This is a genomic window from Flagellimonas yonaguniensis, from assembly GCF_029193885.1.
GTDB lineage: Bacteria > Bacteroidota > Bacteroidia > Flavobacteriales > Flavobacteriaceae > Flagellimonas > Flagellimonas yonaguniensis.
Window position 1 is genome coordinate 94,718 of record NZ_JARFVB010000006.1, and the last position, 16,558, is coordinate 111,275.

The window sequence follows — 16,558 nt, forward strand, 5'->3', positions numbered from 1 at the left end:
TATTTTGTCAGCTCGAGCGCAGTCGAGAGCGATTTATAGTCTTCATTTCTCGACTCCGCCCAGCATCCGTGCGGAATGACAACTTTGTTGACTTACTCCAACCAAGATTTGTAATATTTGCCATCATCTATTTTGAGGGCATTCTCTGTTACTTGAAGAGGCTTAAAGGTATCGATCATCACTGCCAATTCCTCAGTGCCCTTTTTGCCGATACTTGCCTTATAAGTGCCAGGGTGCGGTCCGTGGGGAATACCCGCTGGGTGCAATGAAATATAACCTGGTCCAATTCCTGTACGACTCATAAAATCTCCATCGACATAGTACAGCACCTCATCCGAATCTATATTGGAGTGATTGTAGGGTGCAGGAATCGCTTTTGGGTGATAATCATACAATCTCGGGCAGAACGAACACACCACAAAAGCACCCGTCTCAAAAGTTTGATGAACTGGAGGCGGTTGGTGCACACGTCCCGTGATCGGTTCAAAATTATGAATGGAAAATCCGTATGGATAGTTGTACCCATCCCAACCCACTACATCAAAAGGATGAGTGGCATAAACCAATTGGTGCAACATACCCTGCTTTTTGATTTTCATCAAAAACTCGCCTTTTTCATCAAAAGTTTGAAGGTCTTGCGGCAATTTATAGTCACGCTCACAAAAGGGAGAGTGCTCCAAAAGTTGTCCGAACCAATTCCGATATCGTTTTGGGGTATAAATGGGGTGGAAGGACTCAGCATACAAAATACGGTTGTCCTCTGTATCAAATTCAATTTGATAGATCATTCCTCGGGGAATGATGAGGTAATCCCCATATTCAAAAGGAATGTTCCCTAAAAAGGTTTTCAGGGTTCCCGACCCTTTATGGATAAAGAGCATTTCGTCCGCATCGGCATTTTTATAGAAATATTCCGTAACGGATTTTCTGGGTGCTGCCAATCCCACGTGAACGTCATTGTTTACCAATAAGGGTTCGCGAGATTCCAAGAAATCATCTTTGGGAGCTACATCAAAACCGATAAACTTTCGGCTGGCGATATTTTTTTCTACCGCAATCTTTGGACTCACATCCAACGCTTCTCCAATTTCTTTGACCTGAGTAGGTCGATGAACATGGTAGGACAGTGAGGACATCCCATCAAATCCGATAGTACCAAAAAGCTGCTCGTAATAGAGTCCACCATCAGGTTTCTCGAATTGGGTATGCCGTTTTTGCGGAATTTTCCCGAGTTTATGATAGATAGGCATTGCTTTGGTTTTAAGAGATAAGTGTTAAGTGATGCGCTCTAAATCAGTGCTCAAAACTCAACACTTATAATTTACAATTTTTAATGCAATGTACCACGAAGCTCTTGCTCACGCTCTATGGCTTCGAACAATGCTTTAAAGTTACCTTTTCCAAACGACTGAGCACCTTTTCTTTGGATGATTTCAAAGAACATCGTTGGTCTTGGTTCCACGGGCTTGGTAAAGATTTGCAACAAATACCCTTCATCGTCACGGTCCACCAAGATGCCCAATTCCTTCAATGGAGCAATGTCCTCGTCAATTTTCCCTACGCGGTCGGTAACTGCATCGTAGTAGGTTGCTGGAACACGTAGGAACTCCACACCACGACTTCTAAGGTCGCGGACGGTTTGGATGATATTGTCCGTGGCCACGGCAATGTGCTGTACCCCTTCATCTTCATAAAAATCCAAGTATTCCTCTACTTGTGATTTTTTCTGGCCTTCAGCTGGCTCGTTTATCGGAAATTTGATTCTTCCATTTCCATTGCTCATTACCTTGCTCATCAAAGCAGTGTATTCGGTGGAAATATCCTTGTCGTCAAAAGAAAGTATGTTTTTAAAGCCTAATACATCTTCGTAAAATTTAACCCAATGGTTCATTTTGTTCCAACCAACATTGCCGACCATATGGTCCACAAACTTTAGGCCTGTGGGCTCTGGATTGTAGTCGGGAGTTTCCCATTTTTTGAAGCCAGGAAGGAATGTTCCGTTATAGTCCTTGCGCTCCACGAAAATATGAACTGTTTCCCCATAGGTGTAAATTCCGGCACGGACCACTTGGCCATCTTTGTCTTCTTCAACTTGTGGTTCCATATAGGATTTGGCACCACGTTCCATGGCATTGTTGTAAGCTATTGTAGCGTCATCCACCCATAGGGCGACAACTTTGACACCATCACCATGCTTATCGATGTGTTTGCCGATTTCAGTTCCACTTTTAAGGGGTGAAGTAAGTACCAATCGGATTTTGTCCTGAACCACTACGTAGCTTTCACGGTCCTTAAGTCCGGTTTCAAGACCTGCTTGGGCATAGGATTGGAATCCAAAGGCGGATTTGTAGTAATGTGCTGCCTGTTTGGAATTGCCCACGTATAATTCCACGTAGTCGGTCCCGTTGATGGGCATGAAATCTTCGGAAGTATTTGTGTTTTTTGGAAGTGTTGATGTCTCCATGATTTATGCTGTTTTTTTATTGTTCAGTTCTATTTTGTTGCATCAACAACAAAAATAATAAATTTGAGATACGAAAGCGATTTTGTCAACTGAAATTTGAGTTAAAATCGACACTGTGATAGACAGTTTACAATGAACAAAATCGGAATCCCTATTTTTGTGGCTATTCTTAAAGCAAATGCTCAACCGTCTCGATGAAATACAGGGGATGGGGTTCCATTTGGATTTGGTGCTCCGTAAGATTCAAAAGGCTTATTTACGTAAGTTTGATGAACTTGGAGTGGAAACGACCATTGAGCAATGGGTGATTCTCTATCAAATCCATCAATTGGGAGATGATGCAAGTCAACGGGACATTGTAAATGAAAACTTTCGAAACCGAGCCACCACCTCTCGCGTAATAGGTGGATTGGAACGCAAAGGTTGGATTTCCAAGACCCGATTTGAAGGGGATCAAAAGCGTTTTAAATTGGAACTCACTCCAAAAGGACAGAAAATCCTCGATATTACCCTGCCCAGTGCCCTGGCTTTGCGGAAACTTGCCGTTAAAGATGTGGGTGCATCGGAATTTGAAACCTTTTTAAAGGTCTTGGACAAAATCGGGGAGAACTATGAGGATGACTAGCCCCAATGGTCAAAAGTCAACTTGGCTATGGTTACCAACCCAATCAAGAGAATCAAAATCAAGCTGATTTTTCTAAATTTTTCCTGTGGGATGTAATGCAGTATTCTTTTGCCCAAATAGGTGCCGACCAATCCAATCGCAAACAAAAAGGGCAGATAGGTCAGTTCTTGTTTGCCAATATATCCATTGCCATAGTATACGAAGGTTCTGGAAAAATCAATCATAAAATCAATAAAGGCCGAGGTGGCGATAAAGGCACTTTTCTCCAAGTTGAAGGCAGCCATGGTAAGTCCACGAATGGCACCGCCCGTACCCAAAAGCCCTGCGGAGAAACCCGATAAGGCACCTCCGATAACGGAATTCTTTTTATTGGGAAGCACTATGATTTCACTTTTGATGAGAAACAACAGGCTAAAGACCACAAGAAAAATACCCAACACAATTTCGAGCGCACTACTGTTGACCACTTTGGACAAAAAACCACCGACGATCACGAATAGTACAGATGGAACTCCGATGTAGAGCAGTAGTTTTTTATCCAACCCTTTTTTGAACAGAAATATTTTACTCAAGTTACTGGACAAGTGAAAAATGGCCGTCATACCGAGGACGGAGTAGAAATCAAAATAAAAGTTGCCCAAGGGCACAAAAAATACTGAAGAGCCAAACCCACCAATGGTCCCGATGATTTCCGCGACCAATGCCAATAGGAGAAAGATGTAATTCACTTTCATGCAATGGAAAGATACTGCTGTATATTATATTAAAGTTGATTTTGTGTCATTTTAACCTAAAAAATCTTAAATAAGTCTTTTTGTGTTAATAGAGCATATAAAGTGGATAATACAATAGACGTCAGGGTAAGAAAACTACCGCAACTTTGTACCCGTATAACTTTAGATGTACAATTGCTATGAAGAAGATGAATTTTTATCCAACGATATGGTCAACAGCTCCTTACACCCCAGGTGTAATGGCAGATTGGTATGACACACCGAACAAAGGGGCCGAACTTATTTTGAAAAATGAAGCTGCCACAACACTCCATGTTTCCGAAATGTCCCTGAACATTACCAAGTTCTCCGCATTGGACGAGAAGGGTAATGAACACTTTATAATAGATTTTCCTGGTCAGAACCCGGTTACCCTAAAGGGTATTGCTTCTGGTAACTTCATACGTTCCAAGAGCGTACTCACATTGCCTGATGGTAGATACACAGCATTACGCTTTTATATGGCAGGATGGGGCAACCAGTTTGTCTACCAAGATGGGGTGGCCGAATCTGCCAACTCGTTCAACCGCTTGGATTTTCAAATCGAGGATGGTTTTACGGTGGAAGAAGGCAACGCCCCCGAAGTTAAATTGTGGTTTGACTTTGCTCCCTACCAGTGGAAGCGACACTTTAAACCGCTTACGGATTTGTTTATGGGGAGCAAAAGTCAAAAACCACGATTGGCCAATAGTTTTGGCAATTGAATATGATGCTATGAAAAGGAATGAAAAAGGCACCGATCGGTGCCTTTTTTAATTTTTAGGAATTAGCTTGTTCTCCACTCAATCGCTTCAATTTATCCAGTACCTCATATACTGAAAAGCTTCGGGCAAAGCGGTACATTTCCTTGTTATCCATTTTGATGATGACCACAGGTAAGGTGAACACCATGGACTGCCCGGTAAATTCCACTTCCTCCTCCACATCCACCACCCGGATGCTCACGTTCGGAAAGTTTTCCTGCACTGCCTCGAGCAGTTTTGGCTTTAAAACTTTGCAGACACCACAGGTCTTTCCCGTAAAATAAATCAGTTCTATCATTTATGTTTTTATTGCGTGTTCAATAATCCGAATATTCGGTAGGGTAGAGGAACCACATATCTATATGTGACATATTGTTCTTGTACTTGGGCATGGCGATGAGTTCTTTCCACTCGGGAGCATTCACGAAGGCATCCCAATGCTCGTTTCTGGTGTCCATATCAGCATGGGTGGTCATGTACATTAGGTTGGGCATGTTAGCGCCTGAAAGTACCTCGCCATAAAAGACGGCCTGAAAGTCCAAACGGTCAAAAAGTGGGATTTCGCCACCGGCATTGAACATATCCACTTTATTGCGATAATGCTTTTCCGTGGAAGACTCGTAGCTACGCAGTTCGTACACCCGTTCCGACCTTGGACTGTTCAAATCAGGGGTTTCCATTTGTGGCATATCTGGGAAGGCCTGCAATAAAATGGATTGGATGCGATCATAAGGGGGATTGTCATAATTCGCATCGATATAAGCGGTGCCTGCCGCAGTATATGTTGAATCTTTTAAAACCTTGGTGTCCAGTTCTTGGAATTGCTCTAAACTCTCAAAGGGTAGCAGAACAAAGGTTTTTTGGACCGTATCGGTTTCGGAAGAACGTGATTTGAACACCCCGACTTTGTCGATACCCTGTTTTTTTACGGCGGGCATAAATGCATTTTTGAGATATGCATCCACCGTGGCCACTTGCTCTTCGGAGCTCATGGAGTAGATTTTGAGTTGATAAAATTCCCGCTGATCTTTTGTGGTTTCAGGTGTTTCGGTGCTTTCCTTTGTTTCGGGGGTTGGATTGCCGCAGCTTGCTATGGCCAATGCGACCAAAAGCAAGAGGAGTTTGATGGTTTTCATTTAATAACTGCTTGTTTTTTATTTGACCAATGAAATTGCTCTTCTAACTTCAAGCATATCTGGTTGGTGCTCATTACAATTTTGTACTGCCGAATCTAATTTATCCTTAATGAAATCATTGAAGTCTTTACAGGATTTGAAAATATTGAATTCACTGTTTTTAAAATCCCAAACAATGCCTTTTCCATTAATGAGGTCTTGAGAGGCCATTGCTCCAGCAGCACCAAAATTAGCAGCGGCTCCAGCAGCCCATTTATTTACTAATTCAGCCTCTGTGTATAGATAATTTCCACCACCGATAATTATTCTCACAAATGAATTGGCATGATTTGAATTTTGAGCCCTATCTTCTTTGTTTCGATTCTTTAAAATTGCTTTGATTTGAAAATATAATCCACCCTCATATGAAACTGCAAATGCATTTTTAACTTTTTTAGAATTGCTCCTGTCAAAAAAATAACAGTTGTGTGCTTTCATTATTTTGGGAAGTTCTTCTCTGCCATATAAACTAACAGGATAAACTTCTATAGTTGGGCTTGGTGTTTTTTTAATGAAGTCTTCTTTAGTTAAATAGATTCCTTCGGGATAATTTGAAACAAAAAGAGTGTCCTCTTGAGATTCAATTTTATCGGAACTTTGTCCAAATGCATTTGCATTCAGAAATAAAATGCATAAAAGGATTTTTTTCATAAATCGAAGAACTTCATGTTATAGTAATAATTCTTGTTGTCCAAAACTTAATGCGCCTCCAACCAATTCTCGCCAATACCCACTTCCACATCCAAGGGTACGGATAACTCGTAAGCGTGCTCCATTTCGGATTTAATGAGTTCTTTCATCTCATCCAGTTCGGGCTTGTAGCAATCGAACACCAGTTCATCGTGCACCTGCAATAACATCTTGGTCTTGTATTTTCCTTCAGAAAGCTTTTTATGGATGTTGATCATCGCAATTTTAATGATATCCGCAGCACTTCCTTGAATGGGGGCGTTCACGGCGTTGCGTTCCGCAGCACCGCGTACCACTTGGTTGCCCGCATTGATATCTTTGAGATATCGGCGACGGCCCAATACCGTTTGCACATACCCATGCTCACGGGCAAAATCCACTTGCTCGCTCATATAATTGCGCAGTTTGGGATAAGTTTTGTAATAGGTATCAATCAATTCCTTGGCCTCGGAGCGGCTTAAATCCGTTTGGTTGCTCAACCCAAAAGCCGACACCCCGTAAATAATCCCAAAGTTGACCGTTTTGGCATTGCTACGTTGCTCGCGGGTCACTTCATCAATCGGCACATTAAATACTTTTGATGCCGTGGAAGCGTGAATGTCCTCGCCATTTTTAAAGGCGGAGATCATGGTGTCCTCCTCGCTCAAGGCGGCAATAATGCGCAACTCTATCTGCGAGTAATCCGCAGCCAATAGCACATAGTTTTCATCTCGTGGGATAAACGCCTTTCGCACCTGTCTTCCTCGCTCGGTACGGATAGGGATGTTCTGCAAGTTCGGGTTATTGCTGCTCAACCGGCCCGTAGCGGCTACGGTCTGCATATAATCGGTGTGTACCCGACCTGTTTTTTCCTGAACCTCGTTGGGCAGGGCATCCACATAGGTGCTTTTTAGTTTGGCCAATCCACGGTAGTCCAATACGTTTTGAATGATCTTGTGATCCTTTGCCAAATAGGAGAGTACATCTTCCGAAGTGGAGAATTGACCCGTTTTGGTCTTTTTCGGTTTGTCCACCAATTTCAGTTTGCCAAAAAGAATCTCCCCCAACTGTTTGGGAGAAGCAATGTTGAATTCCTCGCCTGCATCTTCATAGATTTTCTTTTCCAATTCCGCAATGTCTGTCTCGAGTGCAGTCGAGAGGGTATTTAAATACTCTTTATCCAAATTAATGCCTTCCAACTCCATATCTGCCAATACACGAACAAGAGGAATCTCAATATCATCGAATAACTTATCGGTATGCGCCTCTTTGAGTTCGGGTGTGAATTTCAGTCCCAACTGAAAAGTAACATCGGCATCCTCCACCGCGTATTCCGTTTGTTTTTCCAAAGGAACCTCTCGCATACTGAGCTGGTTTTTGCCTTTTTTGCCGATAAGTTCGGTAATGGAAATGGGCGTGTAGTTGAGGTACGTTTCTGCAAGTACGTCCATATTGTGGCGCATATCGGGGTTGATGAGGTAGTGGGCCAACATGGTATCGAACAACTTGCCCTTGACCTCCACGCCGTAGTTTTGCATTACCTTGATGTCGTACTTGAGATTTTGTCCCACCTTTTCAATGGCCTCGGATTCAAAAAACGGCCGGAGTTTTTCAATCAAAGGCGCAGCATCGTTCTCATTATCGGGGAAGGGCACATAGAATCCTTTGCCAGGAGACCAACTAAATGCAATCCCGACCAGTTCCGCTTCCAACGGATTAAGGGAAGTGGTCTCGGTATCAAAACAGGCCGAAGGTTGCTTCATCAGCATCTCCAAAAAGAGTTCCATGCCCATACCATCTTGCACATTCTGATAAAAATGGGGCACATCGTCAATGGTCATACGGCTGTTCACATCCTTGATCGTGGCTGCCGCTTCTGATGGATCTCCACCAAATAGGGTAAATTGACCACTGCCAGCCACTTTGGCCTCTTCCTTGGCTGTTTTGGTATTTGTCACTTGGGTGCTGGCTTCTGCCTCGCCCGTAAATATTTTGATGAATTGGTCCTTTAGCCTGCGGAATTCGAGTTCCTCAAAAATTTCTTGGACCTTTTCCGCATCCGGCGGACACATTTCATAATCCTCTGCGTGGAACTGTACATCGCAATCGATTTTGATCTCCGCCAGTTTTCGGGATAGACGTCCCAGTTCGGCATTCTCCTCCACTTTCTCCTTCATTTTGCCCTTCAATTGATCGGTGTTGGCCAAAAGACCCTCCATGGAGTCGAACTGATCAATGAATTTTTTGGCTGTTTTGTCGCCTACACCCGGAAGTCCAGGAATGTTGTCGCTGGCGTCGCCCATCATTCCCAAATAGTCGATTACCTGTTCTGGACGTTTTACGCCAAAACGTTTCTGCACTTCAGGGATGCCCCAAATTTCAATGCCATTGCCCATTCGAGCAGGACGGTACATAAAAATATTTTCGCTTACCAACTGACCAAAATCTTTGTCGGGCGTTACCATAAAAACCTTGTAGTTCTCCTTTTCGGCCTGTTTGGCCACAGTACCGATAAGGTCATCGGCTTCGTAGCCCTCCAATTCCACGATCGGAATCTTCATGGCTTCCAAAATTTGTTGGATATAGGGAACGGCGATTCGGATGGCATCCGGCGTTTCGTCCCGGTTCGCTTTATAGTCCTCGAACATTTCGGTTCGCTCCACGCTGCCTCCTTTATCAAAAGCAACGGCCAAATGGTCGGGCTGCTCCCGTTTGATCACATCAAAAAGGGAATTCACAAAACCCATGATTGCGGAAGTGTCCATTCCCTTGGAGTTGATTCTCGGATTTTTGATGAGGGCGTAGTAGCCACGAAAAATAAGCGCGTAGGCGTCTAAAAGAAAGAGTCTTTTTTGTTCGGACATTTTATTCGGTTGTCAATTATCAATGTTCAATAAACAATATGAGGTACCCCAAATAGGGTAGGGGATTAAAAGTACGAATTGCGAATTAAAAGGTGTCAGATATCAGATATAAGATTTCAGCAGTCTTTATTCTTTCCTCTAACTGCGAAGCGGTCCAACGTCTACTCATAAAAACTGACCACCTCTCGATTCTCGTGTCCATTATCGGAATATTCTCGATAGGTAAATCCAGGGTGCACGCAGAAACCACCGGTTTCCCCATTTTTGTTGATGGCCAAGAACCCAATTTGGAAATCTTTGCGGCCCTCATTTTTCTTCATGATACGTTTTACGCCTTCCTCACAGGCTTCCTGCGGACTTTTCCCTTGACGCATCAATTCCACGATCAAAAAACTGCCCACGGTACGGATGACTTCCTCTCCAACTCCAGTGGCCGTGGCACCGCCGATTTCGTTATCGATAAACAGCCCAGCGCCAATAATAGGGGAGTCACCAACGCGTCCCGCTACTTTATAGCCCATGCCGCTTGTGGTGCATGCCCCGGCAATATCCCCGTTATCATCAATGGCGAGCATGCCAATGGTATCGTGGTTTTCTATGTTGATGGTGGTCTCGTATTTGGAAGTTTTCAACCACTCTTTATATTGCTTTCGTGTACTTTCGGTAAACAGGTCTTCCTTCTTAAATCCTTGTTCGTAGGCGAACTTCTCAGCGCCTTTGCCCGCCAAGATTATATGTGGTGTTTCTTCCATTACCTTTCTGGCCACGGAAACGGGATGCACAATATTTTGCATACAGACCACGGAGCCACAATTACCGTCCTTGTCCATAATGCAGGCATCCAAGGTCACATTTCCATCACGATCGGGACGGCCACCTTTGCCAACTGTTTCGTTGGTTTCGTCGGCCTCCTCTACCATAACGCCTTGCTCCACGGCATCCAAGGCATTACCTCCCGATTTTAAGACTTCCCAAGCCTTTTCCGAAGCATTGAAAAAGTTCCAAGTGCAGACCACAATCGGTTTTATCGGGTTTGAAGTTGGAATAATGGCAGCTGTTGCTTCTTCGGGTTTTGGTTCCGTTTTGCACGCGACCAATGTGGATGCGGAAACCAGTCCTGCGGCGGACAGACTGGAATTTTTAAGGAATTTGCGTCGTTCCATGGGTTGGTATGTTTAATTTTATGGGTTATAAATATACAATATGCTGGTAGAAGTTTGTACCAATTCCTTGGAATCGGCCATAAATGCCGAGCGGGCGGGAGCGGATAGGATAGAACTTTGTTCAGAACTTGGCGTGGGAGGTATTACTCCATCCGCAGGATTGATTCAATTGGTAAAGAAGGAGCTGACCATTCCTGTTCATGTTCTGATTCGTCCAAGGGGAGGACATTTTACGTATTCAGATGCCGAATTTGAAGTGGCGAAAGCCGATATTTTGGTGTGCAAGGCATTAGGGGTGGATGGTATTGTTTCTGGGATTTTGATGGACGATTTTTCAGTCGATGTCGAAAGAACTAAAGCCTTGGTGGAATTGGCCAAGCCGATGCATTTTACTTTTCACCGTGCCTTTGATTGGGTCTCGGAACCTTTGGAGGCCATCAAACAACTTGAAAGTATGGGAGTACAGACCATTTTGACCTCTGGCGGAGAAACATCTGCCGAAAATGGAATCATGAATTTAGGTGCATGGCAACAAGATACTTCCATTGTCATAATGGCAGGAGGAGGGGTGTCTCCCAAGAATGCATCAAGATTTAAGGAAATTGGCCTGCGTGCCATTCACTGTTCGGGAACTTCCTTTGGAAACCGATTGGGTTTGGAAGGAAAAATCAGTATGAACTCTGCAAAACATTTGGTTGAAGATGAGGTGGCGGTTTCCAATTTGGAAACACTGATCTCGATTGTTCGAGCCGTTAAATAATACTAAAAACCACTGCTAAATAGCATATTAGCACTAATTTTGTAAAAAAATTGTATGTCCCGATTCATCATTTTGGCAATCCTTTATGTGGTGCTGTCCGTTTATGGATTTCAAGCATTCCGCACACTGTTCAAGAGTCCTTTGATGCAATGGGCCTACATTGTACTGTTTTTGGGTGCCTTGATTTTTCTGACCATTAAAGTAATGACCTATGATCCTGGCAGCGGGTTCAAGGGTACTGCAGCAATAGCGGGGACTATTTTTGCCGCTTTCTTTTTGTTGGCTTTGGTCTTGGGCTTTTTCCTTTTGTTGGAAGATGTGGTCCGTGTATTGGGCTACGGTTACAATAAGATTGTCGGGGTTTCCGATGCGGATGCCGGTTATTTCCCTTCGCGTAGAAAGTTCATCAGTGGTATTGCCCTTGGTTTGGCGGCCCTGCCTTTTGGAGCTTTGTTGTATGGAATGTACCGAGGAAAATACAATTATCAGGTATTGAAATACGAACTGGAGTTCGATGACCTTCCGGATGCTTTCCATAATTATCAGATAACACAGATTTCCGATGTGCACAGTGGTAGTTTTGATGATTACCAAAAAGTGGAGTATGGCGTAAATTTGGTCAACGAACAGAAAAGCGATGTGATTTTCTTCACGGGTGACATCGTAAACAACCGTTCCGAAGAGCTCGAACCTTGGAAGGAAGTTTTTTCCCGTTTGGATGCGAAGGATGGGGTCTACTCCATTTTGGGCAACCACGATTATGGGGATTATGCCGTTTGGGATACCGAAGAAGAAAAAGCACAAAACTTGGAGGAATTGAAAGCCATGCAAAAGGAAATGGGCTTTGATCTATTATTGAACTCTAATCGTTTTTTGGAAAAAGATGGTAAAAAGATTGCTTTGGTCGGGGTCGAGAATTGGGGCCGCGGCGGATTTAAGAAAGCAGGAGATCTTCAAAAGGCCAAAGAAGGCGTTTCCAAAGAAGATTTTAAAATATTGTTGAGCCACGATCCTTCACATTGGGAAGATGTTGTCATCCATGACGATTACCATTTCCATTTGACTTTGAGCGGGCACACCCATGGAATGCAATTTGGGGTAGAGATTCCCGGTTGGGTAAAGTGGAGCCCCGTAAAATGGCGCTACAAGTATTGGGCGGGTATTTATAAGGAAATGGAGCAGTTCATCAATGTGAACAGAGGGTTTGGTTTTATCGGTTATCCTGGTCGTTTTGGCATTTGGCCTGAGATTTCCGTGATCACCCTTAAAAAGAAGGGGCTGGCCTAAGTTTTTTCCTTCCATGGCCTAAAGCATTGAAAGGCTGTAAAAACATTCAACTTTTTTCTTATTTTTGACTGTAAACCTTAGAATACATGTCCAAATTCGGAGAACTTATTGATTTACAAGTCCCAGTATTGTTAGATTTTTATGCGGAATGGAACGAGCAGTCCACTTCCATGCATCCAGTATTAAGTGATGTTGCTGCAGCCCTTGGCGATAAGGGAAAGGTCATAAAAATCGATGTGGACAAGAACAAGGAACTTTCGCAGGCGCTTCGTATCAAGGGGCTGCCCACTTTAATGATCTACAAAAAAGGTGAGATGGTCTGGCGCCAGAGCGGAGAGCAGGACGCCAATACGCTTATCGGAATCTTAAACGAATATATCCAATAAAAAAGCGAGGTTTCTGCCTCGCTTTTTTATATGCTATTCTTCTTCAGGAATTATACTTTCTGGAATCGTATCGGATGCATCCAATGGGACCGAGCCATTCATGTCAGGGTCTATTGGAATAGGTTCGTCAATCACATCCTCTTCATCGTCCACAAACTGTGAGAACATATCAATATATTCATTGAAGATGATCGTTTCAGACTCTGCCAGCTCTTTATCGCCGTTTTCGATGAGGATGTCAATGTTTCTTCGGTAGGCCTGCATATCAGATAGGATGTCGTCAATTTTATCGTATTGCTCATCCAAAGGTATATTGGCATAGTACTCCAAATGTTCTTGATATACTTTTTTCAATTTACCGAAAAGCTCACGTGCCTTATCGGTTTCGCCCACTTTATAGTAGCCATCAACAAACGGTTCCACAAAGGCATAAAAATAATAGTGGTCCACGGGCATGTTTTCCATGCTTATGTTGATAACGTTCTTGGCCTTGTCAATTTTGTCTTCGGCTATCAAGGTTTCCATCAGGCGTGCCAAATTACTCCTAAAGGAGAGTCCTTGTGAGCGGGTTTGTGGGTCGTGATAGATCTCGTCGCTTCCTGAGTTGCCCCAGTCCCAATCCTTTACAATGTCGTACATCAGGTCGGAATCTATTCGGCCCATTTCAAAGGAATTTCGGTTTGGCGTTTTGATGGGAACCAATTTGTACACGAGGCCATCCAGTTGTAGATAATCCTTCATCCAAATATATTCGGCATTGTCAAAACTACCTCCTGAGAAATAGATGGGACGTTTCCAATCGTTGTTGGCGATAAGGTCCAGCATCAAAATCCTGTTCTTGGGAAGTGCGCCTGTCGGTAGGTCAATGTCGATATAATCCACGATCAAAGCGGAATCCTTTTCTTTGACCAACCCACTTTCCAGTACATTTTGCTTGTTGACCGGAATCCTGATCTTATTGGTGGGATAGTAGACAATATCCAAGGTGCTTTCCGAATATTGACTCAAATCGGCTCCTTGGTTGGTCAAAATATGCCTGAATTTGGTCTGTGGCTTGTCACTGCCCACCCAATTGATGAAATCTTTGATGCTCCATCTATTATCGGTAATGCCTTGATAATAAATGGCATCCCTGGTCCCGTACCTGTACTTATCATGCGTAAGTTGTGATGGAATCGGGTCACTTTCGTAAGCTTTGCGCTTCATTTGGTCGATATACCAATCCGTAGCAAAAAGACTGGTGTTCACGACACGTACATCGGTTCTGTACTTTTCAATTTCCTGGGCATACCAAATCGGGAAGGTGTCGTTATCCCCAATGGTGAACAATATGGCACCGGCATCTTCCTGACAGGAATCCAGATAGGATTTTGCTGTTGATGGGGCTGTATATCGGTTGGATCTATCATGATCATCCCAGTTTTGGAAGGCCATCAAAAGAGGCACGGCCAGGAGGCACAAGGTCGTGATGGCGGGTGCGGCAATTTTGGCCGAAATCAATTTTTTGAACTCTTCGAACAATCCGTATACCCCAATGCCTATCCATATACAGAAAACGTAGAAGGATCCCACCAAGGAATAATCCCGTTCCCTGGGTTGGAAGATATAGGGGTTGGTATAGAACTGTATGGCCAGTCCCGTGAACATAAAGAATACGAACAGCACCCAGAAATGCTTGGGGTTCTTGGATATCTGGAATACAATCCCCAAGATGCCCAGCAGTAACGGGAGGAAAAAATAGGTGTTCCTTCCCTTGTTGTTTTTCCAATCGCTGGGCAGGTTTTCCTGACTTCCCAACCTGATGCTATCGATAAAGTTGATACCGCTGAGCCAGTTTCCATTTTCATCGTACCTGCCTTGTACGTCGTTTTGCTTTCCGACAAAATTCCACATGAAATAACGCATGTACATATAGCTGAACTGGAAATCGAACAGGTATTCCAGGTTTTGCCCCAAAGTTGGAGGCTGTACTTCTATATATTGACCAAATTCCCGAAGAAAGCGAATGTATTGCTCGGTATCGAGCTCTCCTTGCGAATAGGCTGTTTTAAACTGATTTACGGCTTCGCGAAGGTCGTTGTTGGAGATGTATTCCGATTTGATCCGAAAATCCAATGCCCCGAAATAGCGCATATAGTTTTCGGCATGCTGATCGCTCCACATTCTTGGCAAAAAGCCGACATGCTTTTCGTTGGGCCCCGGAACGGCACCCTTGTAATGGTTTACAATGACGTATTTGCCGAGTTCCAAATCCTTTTCATACTTAGGGCTGTCATCCCTGTCCTCTCCTGAAGGGGCGAAGGTGTCCGAATAATAGGCACCATAAACGGGACTGTCCACTCCAGGGTATTGTTCCCTGTTGTAGTAGGCCAACAAAGCCCTTGCATCAGCTGGATTGTTTTCGTTGACCACGGTCTTTGCATTTGCCCTGATGGGGAGCATCAGCCAAGACGAGAATCCTAAAATGAGGAACATCAAGCAGAGCACCACAATATTGGCATTGTGGTAATTGTGCTTTCTGGTATATCTCAGTCCGAAGTAAAACGCAGCAACAAAAAGGAGTCCCATGATGATGGAACCCGAATTGAACGGAAGTCCGATTTCGTTGATAAAGAAGACTTCGCTCCACCCAAATAGCTCCAAAACGTAGGTCAATGAAAATTTATAGACCAGGATCAGAATGGCCACAACGATAATGTTGGCCAATAAAAAGTTTTTTACCGTGGTGGTTTTATATTTTTTGAAATAGTAGAGCAACCCTATGGATGGAATGGCCAAAAAGCCCATGAACTGTATCCCGAAGGTAAGCCCGATAACAAAACAGATGAGTATGAGCCAGCGATGTCCCCTGGGGTCGCCCAGATTGTCAGTCCATTTCAATCCCAACCATAATAGCAGGGCCATGATCAAACTGGCCATGGCATAGACTTCGGTTTCCACGGCATTGAACCAAAAACTGTCCGAAAATGTGAAGGCCAGTGCACCGACCAATCCACTGCCCAAAATGGCGATAGCTTTGCTATTGCTCAAATCCCCCTTTTTGGGAATCATCTTTCCCACCAAGTTGGTAATGGTCCAAAAGGTAAACAAAACGGCAAAAGCACTGGAGACTATGGATACTGCATTGACCATGAGTGCTATTTTGGTTTCGTCGTCAAAGGCGAACATGGCAAAGAAGGCACCGATCATTTGCAAGAGCGGGGCCCCTGGGGGGTGTCCGACTTGCAGCTTCGCAGAGGTGGAAATGTATTCCCCAGCATCCCAAAAACTTCCTGTGGGTTCAATGGTCAGGGCATAAACTATAAACGCGATGGCGAAGGAAACCCACCCAAGGATGGTATCCCATTTTTTGAAGTCTTTTGCAAACATAAGAGTTGGTTGTTAACCGAATTGTGGCGAATTTAGTAAATATAGAACAGAAGCCTAGTCCTTTTTGGAAAACCTTTAACACCCTGATAAAAGAAAAATAGCGTGTATTCTTGCCAAAAATATTTGTTGAAACCAAAGTTTGTTTTAAATTTGCACGCTCAAATATGGCACTGACCCATGGTGTAATTGGCAACACAGCTGGTTTTGGTCCAGTCGTTCTAGGTTCGAGTCCTAGTGGGTCAACAAAAAGCCCCTTAAATCTTCAAATTTAAGGGGCTTG

14 protein-coding genes and 1 tRNA gene are annotated in these 16,558 nt (G+C 43.8%); 6 read left to right on the forward strand and 9 right to left on the reverse strand.

From position 1 onward, the window contains the following. Positions 1-92: 92 nt before the first annotated feature. Positions 93-1,250, reverse strand: a complete 1,158-nt coding sequence (locus PY092_RS11710) for a homogentisate 1,2-dioxygenase (RefSeq protein WP_275615995.1) — start codon at positions 1,248-1,250, stop codon at positions 93-95. 80 nt (positions 1,251-1,330) lie between these two features. Further along, entirely contained in the window at positions 1,331-2,464 is a 1,134-nt protein-coding gene (gene hppD / locus PY092_RS11715) for a 4-hydroxyphenylpyruvate dioxygenase (RefSeq protein WP_275615996.1), read from the reverse strand. A 178-nt stretch (positions 2,465-2,642) separates the two neighbouring features. Here hppD and PY092_RS11720 point away from each other — a divergent pair, with 178 nt between their 5' ends. Further along, positions 2,643-3,089 carry a MarR family winged helix-turn-helix transcriptional regulator gene (locus tag PY092_RS11720; protein ID WP_275615997.1) on the forward strand — a complete coding sequence of 149 codons (447 nt, stop codon included), beginning with the start codon at positions 2,643-2,645 and terminating at the stop codon, positions 3,087-3,089. Here PY092_RS11720 and PY092_RS11725 read toward each other — a convergent pair. Beyond that, a complete protein-coding gene (locus tag PY092_RS11725) occupies positions 3,086-3,823 on the reverse strand; it encodes a sulfite exporter TauE/SafE family protein (RefSeq protein WP_275615998.1) in 738 nt (245 codons plus the stop codon). The two genes, PY092_RS11720 and PY092_RS11725, sit on opposite strands and share 4 nt — an antisense overlap. Before the next feature lie 179 nt (positions 3,824-4,002). Between PY092_RS11725 and PY092_RS11730 the strand changes: the two genes are divergently transcribed. Beyond that, on the forward strand, positions 4,003-4,566 hold the full coding sequence (locus PY092_RS11730; protein ID WP_275615999.1) for a hypothetical protein: 564 nt from the start codon (positions 4,003-4,005) through the stop codon (positions 4,564-4,566). A 55-nt stretch (positions 4,567-4,621) separates the two neighbouring features. Here PY092_RS11730 and PY092_RS11735 read toward each other — a convergent pair whose 3' ends face one another. The 5 genes from PY092_RS11735 to PY092_RS11755 form a co-directional block, all read right to left on the reverse strand. Continuing rightward, positions 4,622-4,903 (reverse strand): thioredoxin domain-containing protein, encoded by a 282-nt coding sequence (locus tag PY092_RS11735; protein ID WP_275616000.1) that lies wholly within the window; start codon positions 4,901-4,903, stop codon positions 4,622-4,624. A gap of 19 nt (positions 4,904-4,922) precedes the next feature. Beyond that, positions 4,923-5,741 (reverse strand): NIPSNAP family protein, encoded by an 819-nt coding sequence (locus PY092_RS11740; protein ID WP_275616001.1) that lies wholly within the window; start codon positions 5,739-5,741, stop codon positions 4,923-4,925. Positions 5,742-5,759: 18 nt separating this feature from the next. Next, positions 5,760-6,431: a hypothetical protein gene (locus tag PY092_RS11745; RefSeq protein ID WP_275616002.1), complete on the reverse strand. Its 672-nt coding sequence runs from the start codon at positions 6,429-6,431 to the stop codon at positions 5,760-5,762. Positions 6,432-6,478: 47 nt separating this feature from the next. Then, complete coding sequence (polA, locus tag PY092_RS11750; protein ID WP_275616003.1) at positions 6,479-9,313, reverse strand: DNA polymerase I; 2,835 nt, start codon at positions 9,311-9,313, stop codon at positions 6,479-6,481. Between the two features lie 161 nt (positions 9,314-9,474). Then, complete coding sequence (locus PY092_RS11755) at positions 9,475-10,476, reverse strand: isoaspartyl peptidase/L-asparaginase family protein (RefSeq protein ID WP_275616004.1); 1,002 nt, start codon at positions 10,474-10,476, stop codon at positions 9,475-9,477. Positions 10,477-10,516: 40 nt separating this feature from the next. On the opposite strand from PY092_RS11755, the gene PY092_RS11760 reads away from it, so the two are divergent. The 3 genes from PY092_RS11760 to PY092_RS11770 all read left to right on the forward strand — a co-directional run bounded on the left by PY092_RS11760 (position 10,517) and on the right by PY092_RS11770 (position 12,909). Continuing rightward, on the forward strand, positions 10,517-11,236 hold the full coding sequence (locus PY092_RS11760; protein WP_275616005.1) for a copper homeostasis protein CutC: 720 nt from the start codon (positions 10,517-10,519) through the stop codon (positions 11,234-11,236). 54 nt (positions 11,237-11,290) lie between these two features. Then, positions 11,291-12,523: a metallophosphoesterase gene (locus tag PY092_RS11765; protein WP_275616006.1), complete on the forward strand. Its 1,233-nt coding sequence runs from the start codon at positions 11,291-11,293 to the stop codon at positions 12,521-12,523. 86 nt (positions 12,524-12,609) lie between these two features. Beyond that, entirely contained in the window at positions 12,610-12,909 is a 300-nt protein-coding gene (locus PY092_RS11770) for a thioredoxin family protein (RefSeq protein WP_100817192.1), read from the forward strand. 33 nt (positions 12,910-12,942) lie between these two features. On the opposite strand, the gene PY092_RS11775 is transcribed toward PY092_RS11770, so the two are convergent. Then, a complete protein-coding gene (locus tag PY092_RS11775) occupies positions 12,943-16,278 on the reverse strand; it encodes a glycosyltransferase family 117 protein (protein ID WP_275616007.1) in 3,336 nt (1,111 codons plus the stop codon). Positions 16,279-16,449: 171 nt separating this feature from the next. Here PY092_RS11775 and PY092_RS11780 point away from each other — a divergent pair. Next, positions 16,450-16,521 (forward strand) — tRNA-Gln (locus tag PY092_RS11780). The last annotated feature ends 37 nt before the right edge of the window (positions 16,522-16,558 follow it).

Bases quoted from the DNA above. Each gene is read 5' to 3' on its own strand.
- PY092_RS11710 (WP_275615995.1), bottom strand. From the start codon at position 1,250: ATGCCTATCTATCATAAACTCGGGAAAATTCCGCAAAAACGGCATACC.
- hppD (WP_275615996.1), bottom strand. From the start codon at position 2,464: ATGGAGACATCAACACTTCCAAAAAACACAAATACTTCCGAAGATTTC.
- PY092_RS11720 (WP_275615997.1), top strand. From the start codon at position 2,643: ATGCTCAACCGTCTCGATGAAATACAGGGGATGGGGTTCCATTTGGAT.
- PY092_RS11725 (WP_275615998.1), bottom strand. From the start codon at position 3,823: ATGAAAGTGAATTACATCTTTCTCCTATTGGCATTGGTCGCGGAAATC.
- PY092_RS11730 (WP_275615999.1), top strand. From the start codon at position 4,003: ATGAAGAAGATGAATTTTTATCCAACGATATGGTCAACAGCTCCTTAC.
- PY092_RS11735 (WP_275616000.1), bottom strand. From the start codon at position 4,903: ATGATAGAACTGATTTATTTTACGGGAAAGACCTGTGGTGTCTGCAAA.
- PY092_RS11740 (WP_275616001.1), bottom strand. From the start codon at position 5,741: ATGAAAACCATCAAACTCCTCTTGCTTTTGGTCGCATTGGCCATAGCA.
- PY092_RS11745 (WP_275616002.1), bottom strand. From the start codon at position 6,431: ATGAAAAAAATCCTTTTATGCATTTTATTTCTGAATGCAAATGCATTT.
- polA (WP_275616003.1), bottom strand. From the start codon at position 9,313: ATGTCCGAACAAAAAAGACTCTTTCTTTTAGACGCCTACGCGCTTATT.
- PY092_RS11755 (WP_275616004.1), bottom strand. From the start codon at position 10,476: ATGGAACGACGCAAATTCCTTAAAAATTCCAGTCTGTCCGCCGCAGGA.
- PY092_RS11760 (WP_275616005.1), top strand. From the start codon at position 10,517: ATGCTGGTAGAAGTTTGTACCAATTCCTTGGAATCGGCCATAAATGCC.
- PY092_RS11765 (WP_275616006.1), top strand. From the start codon at position 11,291: ATGTCCCGATTCATCATTTTGGCAATCCTTTATGTGGTGCTGTCCGTT.
- PY092_RS11770 (WP_100817192.1), top strand. From the start codon at position 12,610: ATGTCCAAATTCGGAGAACTTATTGATTTACAAGTCCCAGTATTGTTA.
- PY092_RS11775 (WP_275616007.1), bottom strand. From the start codon at position 16,278: ATGTTTGCAAAAGACTTCAAAAAATGGGATACCATCCTTGGGTGGGTT.